This window comes from Gillisella vitis (genome assembly GCF_021559775.1).
Classification (GTDB): domain Bacteria; phylum Pseudomonadota; class Alphaproteobacteria; order Rhizobiales; family Rhizobiaceae; genus Allorhizobium; species Allorhizobium ampelinum.
In genome coordinates this window covers 463,410-485,324 of sequence record NZ_CP056049.1, presented here as the reverse complement: position 1 = coordinate 485,324, position 21,915 = coordinate 463,410, and the positions used below count along the sequence as shown (strand labels likewise).

Below are 21,915 nucleotides of genomic sequence, written 5' to 3'. Positions count from 1 at the left end.
GCAAGCCGGACCTCCTCGAAAATAGCAAGGAGTGTGATATTTTTGTGACATTCCGCACTCTCTCAGAGAGAGCTTCTCAAAGCGGAATGCACAAAGGCGTTCCGGCAACGGGATCACGGATCACCATGCTCTTGACGTTAAAGACATCGGCGATCATCTCTGCGTTAATGACCTCACTAGGCGTTCCGGTAGCCCGGATACGGCCACCTTTCAAGAGAGCAATGTGTTCGGCGTAGCGCGCCGCCTGATTGATGTCGTGCAGCACGGCCACGACTGTCTTGCCGCGCTTTGCGACCAGCATCGTAATCAGCTTCATCAGTTCAATCTGATGTTCGAGATCGAGATAGGTTGTTGGCTCATCGAGAAAGATAGTCTGGCCTTGTTGGGCCAGCGTCATGGCAATCCAGGCCCGCTGCCGCTGACCGCCGGAAAGGGTGTCCAGCATGCGGTTTGCAAGATCGGTTGTGCCTGTCAGCATGAGGGCTTCGTCGCACGCCTGCTGATCCTCAGGAGACCAGCGACTGAAAAGTGACTGATGCGGATAGCGCCCTTGGCGGACGAGATCGCCAACGGTCAACCCCTCAGGCGCGACAGCCCCCTGCAGCAACACGCCCACTTTTCGCGCCACCTCGCGGGTGGAAAGCTGTGATACATCAAAGCCATCAAGGATAATGCTACCGGCCGATGGTTTCATCAGCGCTGCGAAGGCGCGCAGGATTGTCGATTTGCCGCTGCCATTGGGACCAATCAGCGCTGTAAAGCGCTGTTGCGGAATGGCAAGATCGAGATTTTCAACGATGCGGCGATCGCCATAGGCAATGTCGACGCCCTTGCTGATGATCCTGGGACCGCCTTGCAGATCAGTGGTCATGGCGACGTCTCCAGAGAATATAGCCAAACAAGGGAGCGCCGACGAGCCCGGTCACGATTCCGGCCGGGAGCTGCGCTGGGGCCAGGATGACACGACCGATGAGATCCGCTGCGACGACGAGGCAGGCACCGACGAGAGCGGCGACGGGCAGGATACGAGCGTGGGACACCCCTGCCAGCCGCCGCGCGATGTGTGGCGCGACAAGGCCGACAAAGCCGATGAGACCGGACACGGCAATGGCGGCACCAGAGAGTAGGGTCACCAGCAGGATCATCAGGCCCCGTATGCGATCGACGGGCTGGCCGAGGCTCCTTGCACTATTGTCACCGAAGCGGATGAGATCGAGCTCCCGCGCTGCGAGAAGGGTGAGTGCGATTGGCACGATGAGCCAGAGCGCAAGCAGCCGGACCTTGACCATGTTGGCGTCATAGACGCTGCCTGCTAACCATACCAGCGCCCGCTGAACGTCGCCAATGTCGCCGAAGGCGGACAGGAAAGTGGTCCCGGCGGAGGCGAGGGCGGAAAGCCCGATGCCGATCAGGATGATACGCAGCGAAGACGTGCCGCTGCGCCAGGCGAGCGCAAAAACGGCAAGGGCCATGGCGCTGGCACCCACGAAGCCTGCCACTTGCAGAAGCGCCACAGGCGGATCATTGATCAATACAATGACAGCCATGGCCGCAGCAGCCGCACCGCTGTTGATGCCCAGAACGCCCGGATCAGCAAGCGGATTGCGCATGATGGCAATGCTGATCGTTCCGGCGAGCGCGAGTGCGACGCCAACAAGGAGCGCCAGAAGAACGCGTGGAAGACGCAGATCCCAAACAATCATTTCGCTCTGCAACTGTGCACGGCCCGTGCCCATCAGCACTTCGTAGAGTTCTTGCCAGCCCAAGGACACGTCACCAAAAGCGAGACTTGCCGCCATGAGAAATGTGAGCAGAAGTATCAGGGCAAGGAGAAGCCGGATCATGCGCCGTCCCTCAGCCGCGTGCGGGCGAGATAGAGGAAAAACGGCGCGCCGATCAACGCAATGGTGACGCCGACCGGAAAGCTCTGGCTTCCAAACACCAATCGTCCGGCCGTATCTGCCACGATCACCAGCAACGCCCCGCCGAGTGCTGAAAAAGGAATGATCCAGCGATAGTCGACGCCGAAACACATTCTCGCAACATGGGGCACGACAAGCCCGACGAAGCCAATCGGTCCGGCAAGTGCGACGGCACCCCCGGCAAGCAAAATGACCACGGCGACCGACACGCCGCGCCAGACGATTGGGTTCTGGCCGAGCGCGCGCGACGTATCCGCGCCAAGGCTGATTGTCGTGAGATGACGGCCAAAGGGCAGGGCAGCGATCAGCCCGGCAATGATATAGGGCGCAACGGTCTTGACCTGTTCGATGTTTCGTCCCGTCACCGAGCCTGCGGTCCAGAGGCGCACGGCATCAAGAGTACTCTGGTCAAAGATCAGCATAACGGTGGTCACAGAGGTCAGGAAGGTCGCAACGATAGCTCCCGCCAGCACGAGCCTGAGGGGGGATTGCCCCACCATTCCCATCGAACCCAGCGCATAGACAACGGTCGCGGCGATGGCTGCGCCGAGAAAAGCAAACCAAACGTAGATGTCGCCGATACCGGCGCCGAAAATGGCCATGACGGAGACGACTGCAAAGGCTGCGCCTGCGTTGATGCCGAGCAGGTCCGGTGAGGCGAGGGGATTGTTTGTGACTGCCTGCATGATGGCACCAGAGACAGCCAGTGCGCTGCCTGCCAGCAGCGCCGCAAGGGCACGTGGCAGGCGAATGGTCATGACGATCAGGTGATCCCGCGACATATCGGATGCAAAGAGGGCCGAGATGACCTTCGCGGGCGGCATCATCGCCGCGCCCAACGAGATGGCGATCACGGTGGCAAGCATGAGCAGACAGAGTAATGCGGCAAGCGCAAGCACTCGTCCTACATCGGTTTCTGCAATATAGCCAGCCGTGCGGTCGGTCATGGAGCCGTCAGGATGAAGCGTTCGACATCGTCGAGGATACGGTTCGCCGAATTGATGCCGTAGAAGCTCTGCCAAGGGCCGCGATCGACCCGATAGGCGCGACCTTCACGAACAGCGGGCAGCAATTGCCAAAGAGGGTTCTCCGTCACCTGTTTTTCCAGCACGTCATCCGGCCCGCTTTCAAAACCACTGGCGGAAACGTAGAGCAGCACGTCGCCATCAAGATTTGCCAGCTCCTCCCAGTCTGGACGCTTCACGATCGTGCCGTCAGTCACGGTCTCGTAGGCCGTTCGCTTTACGCCTGCCTCATGCAGCACCGCGAAGGGGGCGTAGGCGTTCGGTCCGTCGACAAACACGACAAACCGGTCAGGGGCCAAACGGACGGTAGAGACCGTGAGTTTCTTGTCTTTCATGCGTTCACGAATGGCCGAGACACGGTCATTGTAGGCCTTCAAAGAACTCCTCGCCACACCTTCACGACCGGTCACTTCGGAAAGGCGCTGGAGATAGACCTTCCAGTCCATATGCTTGAAAAGCACCGTTGGTGCAATCTTGGCAGCCTGTTCGTAGATGCCGGAATGGGCCTCCGCCGAACCGATGATAAGATCCGGTTTCAAGGCTGCGACACGCTCCAGGCTTGGCTCCCTGGGATTGCCGAGATCGACCATTTTTTCGGCCCTGACCACATCGAGCACTTCGCTTTCCGTGATTGCCATATAGGGGGTCGCGATGACAGGTGCCTTCAGTTCGATCAGCATTCCAAGTGTTATCAGCGGGTCGAGCGTGACGATCCGTTTTGGCGCTGCCGGAATGCAGAGGGGCGGATTGTAGACATCCTCAGTCAGCAAGGTCCCCTGGCAGGCGGCCTGCGCCAGTGAACCGGTCATAAGAAACGCGAGGAGAAACAGACAGAAACGCAAGAGGCCCACCATTTTGTCGCCGGAAATCGAAAACGGCTGCGGGGGTAATGCCCCCCCCGTAGCCCGAGATAATCAGAACTTGGCCCGAAGGTTCAATCCGAATGATCGACGCTTGCCAGCCTGGCCGTAAGGCAGCGAGTAATCCGGATCAATTAGGGTGAAGTATTTTTCATCCGTCAGGTTCTCCGAAAACAGCGTCACCTGCCAATTGTCCTTCTTGAAACCCACCTGCGCGTTGACGATGAAGCGCGCATCAATCTTGTACATGCCGTTCGTGCCGAAGCGCGAATTATAGCTCGTCGTGTACTTGGCATCGGCTCCGACAAAAACACCATTTTGGAACTCATAACGGCCGCCAAAGCCCAGGCTCCATTCCGGTGCTTCGGGAAAGGACTTGCCGTCCTGCGGTTCGCTGAGTGCTGCATGGTTGAAGTCGATGAACTTCGTGTTGAGGTAACCGACCGATGCAAAGGTGGTGAATTGGTCCGTGACCTGCATGGACGGTTCGATTTCAAAACCCCAGGAGCGAGATGTGGCGGCGTTCGAAATGATGCGATAACCGGGGATCGAGGGGTCAGGCCGGATCTCGACCTGCTGATCCGAATACTTAGTGTAGAACAGATTGGCATTCAACGTCAGGCGGTCGTCCAGCAGTGTTCCCTTGTACGACAGTTCAATGTTCTTGGAGTATTCGGGATCATAGGTGCCGAGTTCGCCCGTCACGCGGTCGAGATAGGACCCGCCCGAGCGGAAGCCTTCCGTATAGGTGAGCCCCACCTTCTGGTTGCTGCCGAACTCCTTGGATATGCCGACTTTAGGAACGAAATTATATTCGGTAAGGGACGTCGGGTCGCCAGTCAGGACAGGGGAGTCATCGATCAGACCGGAATAATTCTGCTGGTGGTCCTTGTCTCTCAAGTAATCCAGGCGTCCGCCCAGCGTCGCAAACCAGGTCGGCGCAAACTCGTAGGTCGCTTCACCGAAGATGGCCAGGTTCGCGGTTGTGCGGTGCTGCGTATCATTCTGCTGGTAGTAGTCGAACGCGACGATATCCGTGGCACCATCCCACTTTTCGTAGCTGCCATAGATGCCGGTTACCCATTTCCAGCGATCGCCTTCGTAGTTCAGGCGGAATTCCTGGGTGAGGATGGAGTTGTCATCTTCGCCGGTGATACCGTTGACGACATTTTCAGTGCCATAATCAATGGAGCGCCGGTTATTGATGCCATATTGATAGCCGGTCTGCGATGTGAAGCGCAGGGTTTCAGAAATGTCGTGGGTGACCTCAAGTCCGAGATTATGCGCCTCGGTCCAGCGATATTCGGTGTAAGTGACAGGCGCGTTATTGAAATCCCCCCGTCCCGAATAGAGCCCGACGAGTGCGTCGTTCGGCCGGTCCTTCGAGTAGGAATAGGTGAGGACTGCGCGGGTATCCGGCAGCTCTGACGGCGTCAACAGCAGCTTGGCGCGCGCAATGCCGCTAATATCAGTGATCAGATCGTCGTAATTGTCGTATGACTTGAAATCGGAGTAGCTGGGCTGGGCCCTCGAACGTTCATAGGACCCGGAGAGCCGCAGCGCGACCTGATCCTCTACGATAGGCGTGTTGACCGTGATGGCGGTGCCCACGAGATGATCGGTACCAACGGTCGTGGAAACTTCGACTTCCTTTTCGAAGGTCGGATCCTTTGATTTGATATAGACGGCTCCGGTCATGGCGGCGCGGCCGGAGAGCGTCGATTGCGGGCCGCGATAGACCTCGACCTGCTCAACGTCCCAGAGATTGCGGGCGCCGAAGCGGGCATTGTAGCGCGTCTGAAGGATGCCATCGATATAGATGGAGCCTGCCGGCCCACCGGACGATACCAGGCCCTCGGAACTCATGCCGCGGATAACGAAACCAGCGTTGACTGTGGCGCTGTCCATCGTGTTCGCCATGCGACGAAACGTTTCCTGCGTGGTGCGGATCTGGCTATTCGCCAGGCTTTCGGCATTGAGAATAGCGACACTGCTTGTCGTACCGCCAAGCGTGGTAGCATTGCGGGCACCGTAGATCACGATGGGTTCGAGCAGGGTTCCTTCTTGCTCCGGGTTTTCTGAGGCGGAAGTCGCGTTCTGCAAGGTGACCCGGTTTTCGCCGGCAAAGCGCGCATCGACGCCTGTCCCGGCAAGCACGGCCTTCAAGGCCTGTTCAGGTGTCAGCGTCCCATTCACGCCGCGGGTTGATTTGTTTTGGGCAACCGACGCGTCGAACAGAATCTGGAGGCCCGTCTGGGCAGCAAGGCTGTTGAGCGCTGGAGTAAGCGGACCGGCCGGTACGGAAATCGCGTGCTGCGACATTTGAGCCTGCGCCTCTCGCACCATTGCCGGCAGGGCAGGTGTCAACATCACAAGCGCCGATCCTGCTAATAGGACTGCTCTGAGGCTCGCCCGGGCCTCGTGTGTAGTGGAAAAAGTCTTCGTCATAGAACCCCCAAACTCTCCGGTACTCAAGGCTTTGCAGCCCACCGTAAGGAGCAACGCCACATTGTGCTCGGGAGGTAGACGATTGATTTTCCCGGTTTGGGACTCTGACCCCAAAAAAATCTCGAGCTTTTTAAAGTTTGTCAGGGAAAAGTAGTCACCGGTTTTGCCGAGAAGACAAACGACAACAAAAAAATCGAGAGACTGTCTGATTCAGTTTGAACCTGACCTAATCTCATCAGCGACACCGAGATGTTGACGCATGGCAAGGCGCAACTCTTCGTCCCGCTCTGTCGGTGCCTTCAAGACACAGGTCGGACAGTATTCTCCGCCCTTGACGAGATAAAATCGACAGCAGCCGCCGCGTTGACGAAAGGTGTATGAGAAATCCTGCTGGTTTTTGTCGAGCACGGTCAGATCGAAATAGTGGAGCTGACGGTTGGCTAGTGGTGAACCGGGCACTTTGAGGATCTGCATTGCCGACGCCTTGGCCGCCTCGACGCTGCCGAACCGGCGACCGGAATCGAGAAAGCGACCGGCAATCGCATCAGCGGCGAGCCGCCAGAGCGCTGTGCGGGAGAGGCGGGTGCGCGCGTGGATCGCCTCAATCACAGGGCGGAAATGCCGCTCGATTTCGGCCCGCAGCCGTTCTTCGGCAACAGCGTCACCCAATTGACCCTGCCAGAATGTCTCTTCGAGAAAACGGACATGGGCGCGTCGCACCCGGTGCATCTCACCGTCATGCGGCTCTTGCGTCGTGTAGAATGAAAGCGCGACGCTGGCCGGAGAAAGGTTTGGGATGAGGCCAAAACCAGCGAAGATCGGCACAGTCGCGGCGGCCAGAATATAGGCATAGTCGGTCATCAACAGCGCCCCAGCCGTCTTGATGTCTGTGCCTTCGTTCAGCGATTGCTCGAAGGCGAGAAATTCGCCCAGCGCCACCTCGTCGGAAAAAAATGCCTCGGTCGTCGTCCATTCTGCGTCTGCCGGACCGATATCCGCACGGACATCCGGCATATAGGCGGCCTGCGCGTCGAGCGCGCGCCGGACCAGTGCCTCCTCCGATCTTGCTATGTCCATCGCGGCCGTCATCGCTTAACCCTCGCGCCTTAGGCGATTTTCGCCAGTTCGGAACCAGAGAGTTGCCAGTCGCGCGGGCAGCGTGTCAAGTACCGGGCGCTCCAGCATATGCGCGCCCGCGACCGGATGCAGGCGCGTGCGGCCGGTCACGAAATCACACCAGGCTGCGGCTGCCTGCCGGTTTACAAAGGCGTCTCCATCAGAGAGGAAAATATGGGCGGGACAATCGAGCGTGCCGCGCGTCGCATCATGTGTATAGGTCTCGCATATTCTGAAATCATTGCGCAGCAACGGTTCGAAAAGCTCCATTGCCTCGGGATTGTTGAGGATTTCAGCATCTGTTCCGCCGAGATCGATGAGGGCTTGGCGAAAGGCGTCGGCTTCCATCGTGTGGAACGGCTCTCGCTCATAGACCATGCGGTCCGGCGCATTGCATCCGAGCGCGAAAAACACCTCCGGCATCGGCAAACCCGCCGCTGAAAAGCGACGGGCGATTTCATAGCCGAGGAGGGCACCCATCGAATAGCCGAAAATCGCATAGCGCCCGCCGATATAAGGCTCAAGCTCAACGGCCAGTTGATCGGCAAGCGCGTCAATTGACCTCGGTGCCGGTTCGCAATAGCGCGCTTCGCGGCCCGGCAGCGCGACCGGATGCACCGTCATCGTGCTCGGCGCGGTTTGTACCCAGTTGCGGAAAAGCCCGGCCCCGGTGCCTGCTGGCGGCAGGCAAAGAAGCACGGGGCGTGATGGCGTTATCGTCATATGTCAATCTCGATATGGTCTGTGGCCGGGGGAACTTGCGGGCGAAGGCTGTCGATATAGGCCGCAAGGTCGGCAAGGACGGGGTGCTCAAACAGGACGCGCATTGGTACAGGCACGCAAAACGCGCCGCGAAGTCGGCTGGCGACACGCACGGCAAGGAGCGAATGGCCGCCAAGCTCAAAGAAGTTAGCCTGCCCATCAAGGGGACCAGATTTGAGCACCTCCGTCCAGATTTGCGCCAGTGTGATTTCAGTCGCGGAAGGCGTTGCGGATTTCGGGATGCCCGATGCTGCCTGTTTCAGTGGCATCAAATGGGTGCTGTCCTCGGAACCGGCCCCGGAGAGACCAGCCGCCGCCATCACTGAAGGCAGTTCATCCAGAATTGCGCACACATCTGTGGTGGATGAGCGGATCATGATGGCGATAATATCGCCCAGTCGTTCGAGCAGAGCCGCTGCGGTCTCAGAGGCGAGCATATTGCGGCTGAAACCGGCCATCAGCGTCAGGCCCGCCGTATGCGGTGTTGCCCAGAGCGTGAGCGGAAAATGCGTTCGCTCATCAAAGTCGATGCCTTCGGTTTTGAGCAGCGCGGGCGCATCCGCTCGCTTCGCCTGCACTGGAAAATTCTCAACAACGAGCAGCGTGTCGAAAAGCGAAACGCCCGGGCCTTGGATAGCGGCGAGGGGTACATGGTCGTGTTCGCCCGTTTCGGCATGGGCTTTCTGAATGGTTGCAAGCCAGTCCGAGACGGATAGGCCTTCATTAAGGCGGACACGCACGGGCAGCGTATTGATGAAGAGGCCGATCATCGTCGTTGCGCCCTCCAGTGTCACTGGGCGCCCGGCTGTCGTCGTGCCGAAAATCAGATCACGGCTGCCTGTCTGGCGTGCAATCAGCAAGGACAGCGCGCCTTGCAGCAGGGTGTTGAGCGTCAGCCCATGGGCGGCACCATAGGCCAGCATGGCCTCATGCAGCGGCTTTGGGACTTCCCGGCATTGCCGCTCGAACTGGCCTGTCGCTTCCCCTGCCAGAAGCCGGGTTGTGCCCGCAAAACCCTGAAGCCGATCCTTCCAGAAGCGAAGCGACACGGCCCGCTCGCGTTTCTTCAACCAACCGATGTAATCGCCGTAAGGGCGGGCGGGCGGAAGGGCTGGCTCGGCCTTGCCTGCCGCGCGCCGATAGAGCGAGAGCACTTCGTCGAGCAATTGACGGATCGACCAGCCGTCGAGGATGATATGGTGGTAGCAGACAACCATGATGGACTGGTCTTGTCCTGTGCTGATCCATTGGACCCGGATCAGAGGCGGACGGCGCAGGTCAAACGGCTCGGCCCTGTTGGCAGAAAACAGCGCTTGCAGCCGTTCACGCTCGCTTGCCGGATCGTTACCAGTCCAGTCCAGCGTAGTGAATGCCACCGGAAGGCTGCGGAAGGCGATCTGGAACGGCTCGTCGCGCTCCTCCCAGAAGAACCCCGAACGCAGGATCGGATGGCGGTCGATTGCGCCTTGCCACGCCGCCTTCAGAGCGTCCGCATCGACGGTACCGGTGATGCGCAGCGCCGTTTGCGGCATGTAGAGGCCGTCGCCGGGGGAAGACACCGAATGAAAAAGGATGCCCTCCTGCATCGGGGCAAGCGGATAGATGTCGGCGATGTTGTTGCGCTCAAGGCGCTGGCTCGCATTCTGCATGGTGCCCTCAGAGATTGCGCAGGATGGCTTCTAGGTCATCCTGATCAAGTGTCATGTGCTTGAAGTCCGCTGGTGTGTAGCCGGCTTCGGTTGATGTCAGGCAGAAATCGACAAGGCTTTCGAGATGGTTTTGCAGTCCCGCCGCGAGTGTTTCGATTGTCTGCCGATCATGGATTTGCCGGGAATAGGCAAGGCGAATGCGCAAATGCCCGCCGCTTATGATTGCATTGATATCAAGGAGCACCCCGCGCCCATTGCGCGCCCCACGCGGATCGCCCGATGGCTCGGCTGCGCGTGACAGCAACGCATCGCCGGAAAACAGCGTATCCGTCTGGCCAAGATAGTTGAACCGGATCTCGGCGATATCCTCCAGCTGTGGCAATGCAACGCCCTTCAGATATTTAAGAACGCCATAGCCGATGCCGTCATTTGCAACACGGCGGAGACTTTCCTTGACCGAGAGCAATGTGGTGCGCCTGTCGCGCCCGGTGACATCGAAGAGAACGGGATAAAGGCCTGTGAACCAGCCGACGGTGCGGCTCAGATCGACGCCTTCGAACAGGTCTGCCCGGCCATGACTTTCAAGGATCAGCCGGAGCCTGTCGTGTCCGGTCCAATCGCGGATTGCATTGTAAAGTGCCGCAAGCATGATTTCTTCGGCATCGATTGGATAGCAGGACGGCACGTCCCGAAGAAGGCGTCCGGTGAGGTCAGGATCGATTGTCAGATCAACGATGTCGGTATCGCCAGCGCAATTGCTGCCCGAACGGTCCGTCGGGATCGCTGCGGTCTTGGCCTCGGTCATCGTGCTCCAATGGTCCTTTTCACCATCGAACACCGCGCTGTCTTTCAGCTCGCGCACCCAGCTATCAATCCCTGTTGTGCGGGGCGGCAAGCTCATCTGAAGACCGGCTTCGCCAGCTGCGAGGCATGTTTGAAGGTCATCAAGGAGAATGCGCCATGAGACCCCGTCGATCACGAGATGATGCGCTGCGATCAGCAGCCGTTGCTCGCAGCCGTCGACGGTCACAAGCGTGGCACCCCAAACCGGGCCATCAGTGAGATCGAAACGGCGTTGCAGCGCATTCGCCTCGCTTAAAAGCACGGCATCCGCTTCGGTTGCTGTACAAGAGGTGGAACGCAGCGGCGGTGCCCCTTCCAGCTCCGTCACGGATTGACGCCACTGTCCGTCTTGCTGCCAGAAACGACTGCGCAGCGCATCATGGGTCTGGTGGAGAAGGTCCATAGCCTGCTGAAGCGTCTTCTCATTGATCACCCTGCCGGGCCTCAGCATCAATGCCTGATTCCAATGGGCAATATCAGGGTAATTCTGCTCAAAAAACCAGTGCTGGGCCGGGCCAAGCGGAATGTCGCCGCTCATTGGTCCGGTCTCGGGCAGTTCTGTCGCCAGATCCGAGACGGATGCGGCAAGGGCTGCAAGCGTTGAATATTGGAAAATATCGCGTGGCTTGATGGCAATGCCAATGCGGCGCGCCGCAGCCACGACCTGAATAGCGAGAATTGAATCTCCACCAAGCGCAAAGAAATTGTCGTTGCGTCCAATCGCCTCGCGTCCGAGAAGTTTCGCCCAGATCGCGGCAATTCTCTCTTCATAGCCATCGTGCGGCGTCTGGTCTTCTGCAAGCGTTTTGGCTTCATCGGATGGATCGGGCAGAGCCTTGCGGTCGAGCTTGCCGTTCGGCAGGCGCGGAAGCTTGTCCAGCATCGCAAAAAACGTTGGCACCAGATGGCGCGGCAGTTCTCGGCTCAGATGGGCAGAGAGCGCTGCCTTACCGATAGGTGCCGCCACCTCAATCCAGGCGGCGAGGCGGGCATAGCCGGTATTGTCACGCCAGGCATCGACGGCAGCACCTGTCACGCCCGGATAGCGCATCAGCACGGCCTCGACCTCGCCGGGCTCGATCCGAAAACCGCTGATTTTCATCTGGCGATCAGTTCGGCCGAGATAGTCGAGATTGCCATCGGCCAGCCGACGAACGCGGTCGCCGGTCTTGTAGAGCAGGGGGGCTTGGCCGGTCCTGTCAAACGGGTTCGGCAGGAAGCGCTCCGCCGTCAGGTCCGGGCGATTGTGATAGCCGCGCGCGATACCCTCGCCAGCCAGATAAAGCTCGCCCGGCATGCCGATTGGCACTTCATTGAGTGCTGCGTCAAGGACATGGGCGGTTGTGTTGGTGATGGGCTTGCCGATATGGATGGGCAGCCCCGCGTCATCTAACCGGCATCCCGTGGAATAGGTAGTATCCTCGGAGGGCCCATAGAGATTGTACAGCGCCTCAACCTGTCCAGTCTCCAGAATCGCGCGTGCAAGGCTTGGTGGCAGCGGTTCGCCCGCAAGGCAGACCGTTTTTGCCTTGGTGGGCAACGGGCCAAACCGCATGAGTTCGGTCATCGGTGTTGGCACGGTGTTGATGAATGTGACCTCGTGCGCAAATGCTGCGTCCGGCAGTTCGAAAAGATCATCGACGATGAAGATCCGCCCACCAGCGGCAAGCGTCACGAAAATTTCGAAGATGGACAGGTCGAAGCAGACGGATGTTGACGCCAGCATTCCGGCAAAGCTCTCCGCCGGGAACGTGTCGAGCGCCCAATGTGTGAAGGCAACCGCATTGCGATGCTCGATTGCAACCCCCTTCGGCTGCCCTGTCGAGCCGGAGGTATAGATGAGATAGGCGAGATCGCTGCCTTCGGTCGTCTCAGGAAGACGCGCGGTCGGCACGTGGCCGTGTTCGTTCCATGCAGTGGCGGGATCAAGCGTATTGATCTCGGCGAAGTCGGCGCGCTCTTCTTTTGTCAAGATGAGGGAGAGGCTTGCATCCCTTGCGACAAAGGCGATCCGATCTGCCGGATATTTGGGATCGAGCGGCACATAGGCAGCGCCCGTTTTCAAGACGGCAAGAATCGAAGCAATGAGATCGACGGTACGCTCAAGGCAAATACCGACGGCACTGCCGCGTCCGATGCCAAGGGAGGCGAGATGCCGGGCGAGCGCCTCCGCTTGCCGATCAAGCTCAGCATAGGTGGCGCTCCGGTTCCGATCTGTGACGGCAATGGCATCGGGTGTGCGCTCGGTTGAACGCGCAAAGAAGCCATGCAGGCTTGCTGGCACCGCATCATAGGTCTTTGCCGTCGCGTTCCATGTGGCGATCTGCTGGCGCTGCCGCTCGGGCAGGCCGTCTATTTCGATCTGTGCTCGCTCAGGGGCCGATAGAAGAGCCTCGACCAAGGCCGTGAAAGCCTCGGCCATGTGGAGGATCGTCTCTTGGCGGAAGAGATCGCTGCGATAGATCAAGGTGCCGGAAAACTGGTCGCCGCGATGGCGCAGGTCAAGTGTCAGATCGACCTTCGATGTTTCCTGTGCGAGCACCACCGGCGCAGCGGTCAGACCATTAGGGCATGGGCTGCGTGGCTCGTCGGCTTGCCAGGTGACCATCACTTGAAACACAGGGTTATGGCTCCAGCTTCGCTCGACCGAGAGGGCATCGACCACGCATTCGAACGGCGCGTCCTGATGGCGGAAGGCATCAAGGACGAGCAAACGCGTGGCCGCGACCTGCTGCTCGAAGCTTGTCGCAGCATCATGCGTCAGTTTCAGCGCCAGCGTGTTGACGAACAGCCCGATAACATCCTCCAGCGCGCGGTTTGGCCGCTCGGATACCGGGGTTCCGACGACGACATCCGAAGCGCCGGAATAACGCGACAGCAGGGTCGAAAAGGCGGAGAGAAGAACCATGAAAGGTGTCGCGTCCCGCTCACGGGCAAAATTGACCAGACGTGCCGTAAGCGCGCTATCGAGATGGAAGGGAATGCTGCCGCCCTTGAATTCCTGCCGCGCACCGCGCGGAAAATCCGTCGGCAGCTCCAGAAGCGGGGGGGCATGTTCCAGCTGGCGGCGCCAATAGTCGATCTGCTCGCCCAGCGGCTGCTTTCGCTGCCAAGCGGCAAAATCACCATAGGTCAGGGTGAGCGGTGGAAGGTCTGCCACTTTGCCCTGTCGGCCCGCATCATAGAACCGCGTCAGATCCCGCAGCATCAGCTGAAGCGATTGCGCATCCGAGACAATGTGGTGGATTGCTACGAAAACAACGTGCTCGTCAGCGGAGAGACGGAAAATCCGGGCGCGGAAGAGAGGACCACTCGCCATGTTGAATGGCTGCCTGCATGCAGCAGCCAGCACTTCCGGCAGGGTGGCCTCATTCACATCCACGATTGCGATGTCTGGCTCGCTGGTCCCACCGATCTCGACCACAGGTTTGCCATCGCGATTGACGATCCGCGTGCGCAATGCCGGATGGCGTGTTGAAAGGGCTGTGAATGCGTGTTGCAACACCTCCAGATCAAGCGCGCCATGAAAGCGGATCGCGGCGGGAACAGTGTAGGCGGCGCTGTCTGGCTCCAGCTCGGCCAATGTCCAAAGCCGCTGCTGGGCAAAGGACAAAGGTATCGTCGCACTATTCGGGAGGGCATCTATCTCGTTTGCAGGTGCCGCCATCGGCGTCTCGTCACGCTCAAGCGCTGCGGCGAAATCCTTGAGGCGGGGGAATTCAAACAGCTTTCGCAGCACGGCATTTGTCGGAAGCGATGACGACAGCCGGGTAATCATGCGCATGGCCAGCAGCGAGTGGCCGCCGAGCCGGAAGAAATTGTCGTCCCGGCTGATCGAATCGATGGCAAGCACATCGGCCCAAGCACCTGCTGCCCGCTGTTCCGTTTCGGTCTCTGGCGGGCTGGACCCGGTGGCGACTGTTGCTGCCAGCGATGGTAGTGCTGCGCGATCAATCTTGCCGTTCGGCTGCTGTGGCAGGCGCGGCAGGAAGCACCATAGCGTCGGCACCATATGCACGGGGAGGACTTCGGACAACGCCCGGCGCAGCTCGGTTTCGTCAAGTCTCACGCCGTCTTGGGGTTCGATGAACGCAGCAAGCTGCCGATCAGTGCCTTGCGTGACAGCCACAACGGCCTTTTCGACGCCGGCAATCTGTTCGAGATTGTGCTCGATCTCGCCTGTTTCGATGCGCAAGCCGCGCACTTTGACCTGATGGTCAAGCCGCCCGCAAAATTCGAGGTTACCATCTGCCCGGCGGCGGATGCGATCCCCGGTCCGGTAAAGACGAGAGCCGGGTTCACTCGAGAACGGGTTGGCAATGAACCGCTCAGCGGTTTGCTCAGGTCGGCCAAAATAGCCGCGCGCCAAGCCCGTACCGCCGAGATAAAGCTCGCCGGAAAGGCCAGGCGGGCGAAGGCGGCCAACGCGGTCGAGAATATAGGCTTGCGTGTTTGGCAATGGCTTGCCGATGGGCACGACGCCGCCCTGATAATGATCGCCCTGCAAGGGGACTTCTGTTGAAAAGCAGGTATCCTCCGAAGGGCCGTAGAGATTGAGGATACGCAGGTTCGGGTAGTCGCGTTTCAGGATGGCGACGAGTGCTGCTGGCAGGGGCTCTCCGCAGAAGGTTGCCGTGCGCACACTGCTTGGCAAGCGATGTTCCTGTAGCAGTTCTTGTAGGAGGCTTGGGACCGTATTGATGAAAGTCACATCAACCTTGGCGGCAAGCTGCGGCAGTGCCAGAAAATGATCTGCGACAACGAGCGTGCCGCCGAGGACGAGAGGCGCATAGAGTTCGAAGATCGACAGGTCAAAGCTGATTGAGGTCGGCACCAGCATGCGCGCCACCTCTTCGCGGCTGAACCGCTCCCGCGCCCAATACATGAAGGCGACGACGGAGCGGTGTTCTATCGCCACGCCCTTGGGCCTGCCCGTCGATCCGGATGTATAGATGATGTAGGCGAGATGGTTCGGTGAGACGGCAGGCCGCGCCTCCAGCCGGATATCCGGCAATGTCGTGACGTCAAGGAGCGTTTGCGTTGGCGTGACGAAGGCCGGGCGATGATCAGCGAGCAGGATGGTAATCCCGCTGTCCTCGGCAATGAAGGCGAGGCGGCTTGGCGGATAATCGGCATCAAGCGGCACATAGGCCGCGCCTGCACGCATGATGCCAAGGATACCTGCGATCATCCGGGGCGAGCGGCGCATGCAGATGCCCACCCGGTCGCCGGGCTTGACACCAGCCGCAACCAGATTTGCGGCAATGCGCGAAGACTGCGCTTCGAGGTCGCGATAGGACCAGGTGAGGTCGCCATCGGTCACCGCGTCCGCATCCGGCGTTTCCTCGACCTGTTTCAGGAAGAGATCATGCAGGCATTCCTCAACCGGATAATCCCGCACTGGACCGGCACCCGCCGCGATGATGGCCGCTTCCTCCTCAGGTGCCAGCAGTGAAAGCGTCGAGAGCCGCCGCGAGGGGTCGCGCACCACAAGCTCCAGCAGGCGCTCAAAACGGGCAAGCATAGAGGCGATGGTGCTCTCATTGAAAATCTGGCTCGAATATTCGATCTTGCCCTTGATGTCCGGCTGGTCATCTTCAAGGTTGAAGCGCAAGTCATATTTTGTTGCCACTTCGCGCAGCGGATAGGTTTCAATCGTCAGGCCATGCAGACCCGGCGGCGGTGCAACGCTGTGCTGGATGTCGAATTTCACGTTGAAGAGCGGGTTCAGGTCCGAGAGCGAGCGCTCTGGATTGATCGCTTCAACGAGGCGCTCGAACGGAATATCCTGATGGGCAAGGCCACGGCGCACAGCATCGGCGACCTTCTGGAGCAGAACCAAAAAGGCCGGATCGCCGGACAGGTCGTTGCGAAAGACAAGCGTGTTGACCAGCGGCCCCATCATGGTCTGCGTCTCGGGCCGGTCGCGGTTGGCAACCTCGCTGCCAAGGATGATATCGTCGCTGTCGGTATAGAGATGCAAGAGCACGTTGAAGGCGGCAAGCAGCAATGTGAACAGACTGACATTCTGCTCGGCGGCGAGCGCCCGCAGCCTGAGCGACAATGCCCGGTCGATCAAAACGGGAAGGTGTGCGCCGCTGAAGCTCGCTGTCAGGCTGTGTGGCCGGTCCAATGGCAATTCCAGCACGGGCAGCTCGCCCGCAAGGCTTTCTGTCCAATAGGCGAGCTGGTTGGCAAGAGTGGGACCGTCCAGCAAGTCGCGCTGCCACAGCGTCCAATCGGCAAACTGCACTGGAAGGGGCGCAAGCACTGCTGCTGTTCCCGTCGCTTCGGCATGGTAGAGGGTTGAGAGATCGCGGGCAAAGACGCCCATCGACCAGCGGTCGCTGATGATATGATGCATGCCGAGCGCCAGCACATGCTCGTGCTCGTGAACCCCGACGAGCGTCGCGCGGATCGGCGGGCGGGTGAGATCATAGGGCGTCTCGACAAATGCTTTGAGCTGAAGACGGGCTTCCTTTTCCGGGTCTGGATGCTGTCGGCAATCGTGATAGCCAATATCGGCTGCGCCGGATGCCTCGACAATTTGCTGCGGCTGGCCATCCTCGCCCATCGTAAACCGTGTCCGCAGGGGTTCGTGCCGCGCAATCAGGGCGGCATAGGCGCGAGACAGGGCTGCGCGGTCAAGCGGACCTTTCAGCCGAAGTGCTAGGTTCATGTTATAGGCCACGGTGCCGGGTTCCAGTTGCTGCATGAACCAGAGGCGTTTTTGCGCCGATGACAGCGGAACCGCAGCCTCGCGGTCTGCCCGTGGCTGGATGCCGGAGGGGGCGGGAACCGTGATGCCTTGTGCTTTCAGCTTTTGTTCCAGCAGCGCCCGCCGCTCCGGCGAAAGCCCGGCAATCTTTGCGAAAACCTCGTTCATTGTGCGTTTCCTCCGGCGAGAAGCCTGCTCACATCGGCGTCGGATAGGGTGTCAACCTCATCGAGAAGATCGGCGAGGGCAGAAAGGTCGGTCTTTTCCGTCATGCGCTCCAAAATCGATTTGGCGATGGCCGCAGCTGTCGGATTGTCAAAAAGCAGCTCGCGCATGGCGATATCGACGGGGAAGGCCTCCCGGAGTTTGGCAACGGCGCGAATGGCCAGCAGGGAATGGCCGCCGAGTTCATAAAAGCCGTCATCGGCCCCGATGGGCGACAGGCCGAGGATCTCTTCGAAAATGCCGATGATCCTTGCTTCGGTGTCATTGCCCGGTTTGCGATAGGCGACACCGAGTGCGGGGCGTCCACGCCCGCCGTCAGTGGCGGCTGCCTCCTGCGCGTCGATGTCGGAAGCGACCGGGGGAATGGCCCCACCCGAAAGCATGGTCTGTCCGGTTGCGCCGTTTTCAATCAGGCATCGCGTCAGATCCCATGCGGCCTCCGTCGATATCGCGAAGGCGTTTGCACGGCCCGTCGCCTGCAAGGTCGTGCCGGGATTTGCCTCGATCAGTGGATAGCCGATGGCAAACCATGGCGTTGTGCCATTCTTGTTCTCTTCAGCGACAATCCGGTCGATGGCGTGGTGCGTGGCGGCGTAGGAAGCAAGGCCAAGCCCGCCAACGAGGGTTGAGAGCGAGGACTGAACGCAGCAAAAACCGATTTTCCGCTTCGCGACAGCTTCACCAAGCGCACGAACCGGGCGCAGTTTGCTCGAGATGTTATAGGCCCAATGGGCCTCCGCCAGCTCACCAATCAGCGCGGCGGATTGATGGTTCGACTGCGGCAGGCTCAGAAAGATGCCGTCGATTCTGCCCAGCTCTGCGACAACATCGTCCAGAGCGCCTTTCAAGGCGGCGGCATCGCCGCAATCGAGCTGTCGTTTGAGACGTGCCGGATACTCAAAAGCCGGTGCCGTAGAGTCTTGAAGCAAGGCGACGGTTGCGCCGAGCCCAGACAGAGCATCAACCCAGGTCTTGCCAACGCCATCAACAATATCGCCGACGACCACATAGACGCCGTTCCGCTTGAAATCCGGGCCGCCTTGCGGCGCGTCAAATCGTTCCGTTTCCGGCAGCCAGCGATGCGCGCCGCGCAACGCGAGCACATCGTCTTTCCCCGACAGGGCGTCGCGAATGCGTCTTGCACTATCGATAGGCCGGGCAGCGTCGATGTCGATATGACGGCAATGAAGCGATGGATATTCTTGGGCGATCACCTGAAGAGTGCCAGCCGCCAGAGCCTGCGCGATCTCAAGGTCTTCCAGACCCGTCACATCGGTTGCCGATCTTGTCAGAAGCGTGAGGGTGACCGCACGGTCGTTTTTGGCCAGTTCCCGCACCAGCGCCAGAAGGGCTTGTGCCGCAGCTTCCGGCGCTTCGTTCGAGCAAGGTGTGAGAGGCCAGCCGAAGACGATATGGTCGGGGCTTGCCCCCCGCTCGGCAAGGGTCTCGAAAAGGCTGGCGTAGTCTTCGCTGATCGTGGGGCGGAGGCTGAAGCAGCGGAAGTCGGGTTCACTGAAACCAGCGCCGATCATTGCGCGATAGGGCTCCGCACCGCTGCGCTCAAGCTCAGTGGCCAGAGCGGAGCCAAGCTGACCATCGTCAAAAACAAGCACGCGGCCCTTCAACCGATTAGGCCCGTGGTTCAATTGCGCACGCCGCCAATTGCTGCGGTAGAGGCCGGGGCCTTCAGCAGGTGCTGCTGTTCTTTTGGGCGTGGCACGCTCGCTATCCGCATCGACCCAGTAACGTTCGCTTTGGAACGGATAGGTGGGAAGCCGTACGCGGCGTCGGCCAGAGGCTTCAACCGAATCCAGAACGCCGTTCAATTGCCAGAACTGACCGACAGCAGACAAAACCTGCCCCGATTCATCCTTGCCTTCTACAAGCGTCGCCAGAATTCGGCTTCCATCAACGCCCGTCACAGCGGTCAAGGTGCCGAGTGCGCGACCGGGGCCGATTTCTATGAAAACAGGTGCTGCAAGGGATTGCAGTGTGCGTGTCCCGTCCTCGAAGCGGACGGGCTGCAACAGGTGACGCGCCCAATAGTCCGGGTCGGTCGCATCCTGTGCCGTCATCCATGTTCCCGTGACATTGGAAATCAGAGGAATTTGCGGCACTGAGAGGCGCACACCTGCAACGATATTGCGAAACTGTACTGCCGCTTCCGTCATCATTGGCGAATGGAAGGCGTGGGCGGTTTTCAGCAGACGTGCGGCAATGCCTTTGTCTTTCAGGCGCACTTGTAGGCTTGCAATCGCCTCCACCGGGCCGGAGACAACGCTGACACCGGGCGCATTGGCCGCAGCCAGCGTAATGACCTCATCAAGCCACGGTGAGATCGGCTCATCCGCATGCATCACCGCCAGCATGGCACCGGGTGCTTGCGCCTGCATCAACCGCCCGCGCGCAACAACGAGCTGGAGCGCTGTTTCGAGGTCGAAGATACCAGCAAGGCAGGCGGCGACATATTCGCCAATGCTGTGGCCATGCAGGGCCACCGGTTTGACGCCGTGGCTCATCAAGGCTTGCGCAAGCGCATATTCAACGGCAAAGAGCGCGGGTTGGGCAAATGCCGTGCGGTCAAGGTCATCCGCGTTCGAAAACAGGCAGGCTTTGAAGTTGATCCCCATCAGCCCATCCAGTTTGGATGCGCAGGCATCAAACGGGGCGCGAAAGGCTGGCAGGTCGGCGTAAAGCGCCTTGCCCATCGCCGTATACGGACTGCCCTGACCGGGAAACAGGAAAACGGCTTGCGCTGTCTCGCCTTCCGCCGTGGCGGCTTGAGAGAGGTTGCGCAGGTTGCTGACAGCCTCTTTCGCATCGCGTGCCACGACGAAGCGGCGCTTGGCAAAATCGCGGCGGCCATGGCGCAGCGTGTGCGCGACATCCGCAAGCGCCGGGGCATCTGCACGGTCCAAGCCTGCTGCGAGGGCCTCGCTGCTGGCTGCAAGCTGCTCTTCGGTTCGTGCCGACACAAGCAACAGTTCCGGGCCGCTGCCTGCCTTTGATGCCGGGCAGGGTGGGGCCTCTTCCAGCACGACATGGGCATTGGTCCCGCCAATGCCGAAGGAGCTTACGCCTGCGCGGCGCGTGCCAATCTGGTTGTCCCAGTCGCGCAAACGTTGATTGACGAAGAAGGGGCTGGCTGCGAAATCAATCTGCGGATTCGGGTTCTCATAGTGGAGGCTTGCCGGAATCCTCCGGTTTTTCAGGGCCAGCACGGCCTTGATGAAACCTGCAATACCGGCGGCGGTGTCGAGATGGCCAATATTGGTTTTGACAGAGCCGAGCGCGCAGAAGCCCCGGCGGTCGGTATCCCGGCGAAACGCCTTGGTTAGTGCTGCAACCTCTATCGGGTCGCCGAGTCTGGTGCCCGTTCCATGGGCCTCGATATAGCCAATGGTGTCAGCGCGCACGCCTGCCATGGCCTGCGCATCGGCGATCACCGCCGCCTGACTATCGACCTGCGGCGCGGTGAAGCTTGCCTTCAACGCACCGTCATTGTTGATCGCAGAGCCAAGGATGACGGCGTCTATCGTGTCGCCATCGGCCAGTGCATCTTCCAGCCGTTTCAAAACGACGATACCGACCCCGCTGCCGGGAACCGTGCCGCTTGAGGCGGCATCGAAGGCGCGGCAATGGCCATCGGGTGAGAGGATTCCGCCTTCGCGAGCGCGATAGCCGGAGGACTGCGACAGTGCAATGCCGCCAGCCAGCGCCATGTCGCAATCGCCGGACAGCAGGCTCTGGGCGGCCATGTGGACGGCAACGAGCGAGGAGGAGCAGGCGGTTTGCACGGTAATGGCCGGGCCTCGCAGGTTCAGCTTGAACGCTGTACGGGTGGCCAGAAAGTCCTTGTCATTGCCAACGAACAGCTCATAGGGGCTGACGGTCTCGCGGATGCGGCTATTGTCATGCAGGTTGAAGACATAGGTATTGATGCCAGCGGCGGCGAAAACGCCAATCGGTCCTTGGGTGCGATCACCCACATACCCGGCGGCTTCCAGCGCCTGCCAGGCGCATTCAAGGAAGATACGCTGCTGCGGATCGAGAATTTCAGCCTCGGCAGGGCTGTAGCCGAAAAAACCCGCATCGAAGCGATCCGCACCCGCGAGCGGTGTGCTGGCGGCGACAAAATCCGCAAGTGCTAGCGTTTCCGCAGAGACGCCGCGTTGCTTGAGCGCTTCCGGCGAGAGGCGCTCAATCGATTCCGCACCATCGACAAGGTTTTGCCAGAAGCGTTCAACATCCGGTGCACCGGGAAAGCGGCCAGCCATGCCAATGACGGCAATATGATGCCTGTTGTCATCAGAGAGAGGGGCTGCGGACAGGTCATTCATAACAAGG

At 59.9% G+C, this 21,915-nt stretch carries 10 protein-coding genes; all 10 read right to left on the bottom strand.

What is annotated here, in order from left to right:
* Positions 1-76 precede the first annotated feature (76 nt).
* The 10 genes from AVCG78_RS24145 to AVCG78_RS24100 all read right to left on the bottom strand — a co-directional run bounded on the left by AVCG78_RS24145 (position 77) and on the right by AVCG78_RS24100 (position 21,908).
* Positions 77-871 (bottom strand): ABC transporter ATP-binding protein, encoded by a 795-nt coding sequence (locus tag AVCG78_RS24145; protein WP_071203366.1) that lies wholly within the window; start codon positions 869-871, stop codon positions 77-79.
* Positions 861-1,844, bottom strand: coding sequence for a FecCD family ABC transporter permease (locus AVCG78_RS24140; protein WP_071203367.1), 984 nt, complete (start codon positions 1,842-1,844; stop codon positions 861-863). The genes AVCG78_RS24145 and AVCG78_RS24140 overlap by 11 nt, the downstream gene beginning before the upstream one ends.
* Entirely contained in the window at positions 1,841-2,869 is a 1,029-nt protein-coding gene (locus tag AVCG78_RS24135) for a FecCD family ABC transporter permease (protein WP_071203368.1), read from the bottom strand. The genes AVCG78_RS24140 and AVCG78_RS24135 overlap by 4 nt, the downstream gene beginning before the upstream one ends.
* Positions 2,866-3,756 carry an iron-siderophore ABC transporter substrate-binding protein gene (locus AVCG78_RS24130; RefSeq protein ID WP_234665152.1) on the bottom strand — a complete coding sequence of 297 codons (891 nt, stop codon included), beginning with the start codon at positions 3,754-3,756 and terminating at the stop codon, positions 2,866-2,868. Before AVCG78_RS24130 ends, AVCG78_RS24135 begins: the two co-directional genes overlap by 4 nt.
* A 105-nt stretch (positions 3,757-3,861) precedes the next feature.
* A complete protein-coding gene (locus AVCG78_RS24125; protein WP_234796130.1) occupies positions 3,862-6,315 on the bottom strand; it encodes a TonB-dependent receptor in 2,454 nt (817 codons plus the stop codon).
* 150 nt (positions 6,316-6,465) lie between these two features.
* Positions 6,466-7,332 carry a ferric iron reductase gene (locus tag AVCG78_RS24120; protein ID WP_234665153.1) on the bottom strand — a complete coding sequence of 289 codons (867 nt, stop codon included), beginning with the start codon at positions 7,330-7,332 and terminating at the stop codon, positions 6,466-6,468.
* Between the two features lie 15 nt (positions 7,333-7,347).
* Positions 7,348-8,094, bottom strand: coding sequence for a thioesterase II family protein (locus AVCG78_RS24115; RefSeq protein ID WP_071203371.1), 747 nt, complete (start codon positions 8,092-8,094; stop codon positions 7,348-7,350).
* Positions 8,091-9,782 (bottom strand): condensation domain-containing protein, encoded by a 1,692-nt coding sequence (locus tag AVCG78_RS24110; protein WP_156582783.1) that lies wholly within the window; start codon positions 9,780-9,782, stop codon positions 8,091-8,093. Before AVCG78_RS24110 ends, AVCG78_RS24115 begins: the two co-directional genes overlap by 4 nt.
* A 7-nt stretch (positions 9,783-9,789) precedes the next feature.
* Entirely contained in the window at positions 9,790-17,511 is a 7,722-nt protein-coding gene (locus tag AVCG78_RS24105) for a non-ribosomal peptide synthetase (RefSeq protein WP_156582782.1), read from the bottom strand.
* The gene (locus AVCG78_RS24100; RefSeq protein WP_071584790.1) at positions 17,508-21,908 is read right to left on the bottom strand and encodes a type I polyketide synthase; all 4,401 of its coding nucleotides are present in this window, start codon (positions 21,906-21,908) and stop codon (positions 17,508-17,510) included. The genes AVCG78_RS24105 and AVCG78_RS24100 overlap by 4 nt, the downstream gene beginning before the upstream one ends.
* Positions 21,909-21,915 lie beyond the last annotated feature (7 nt).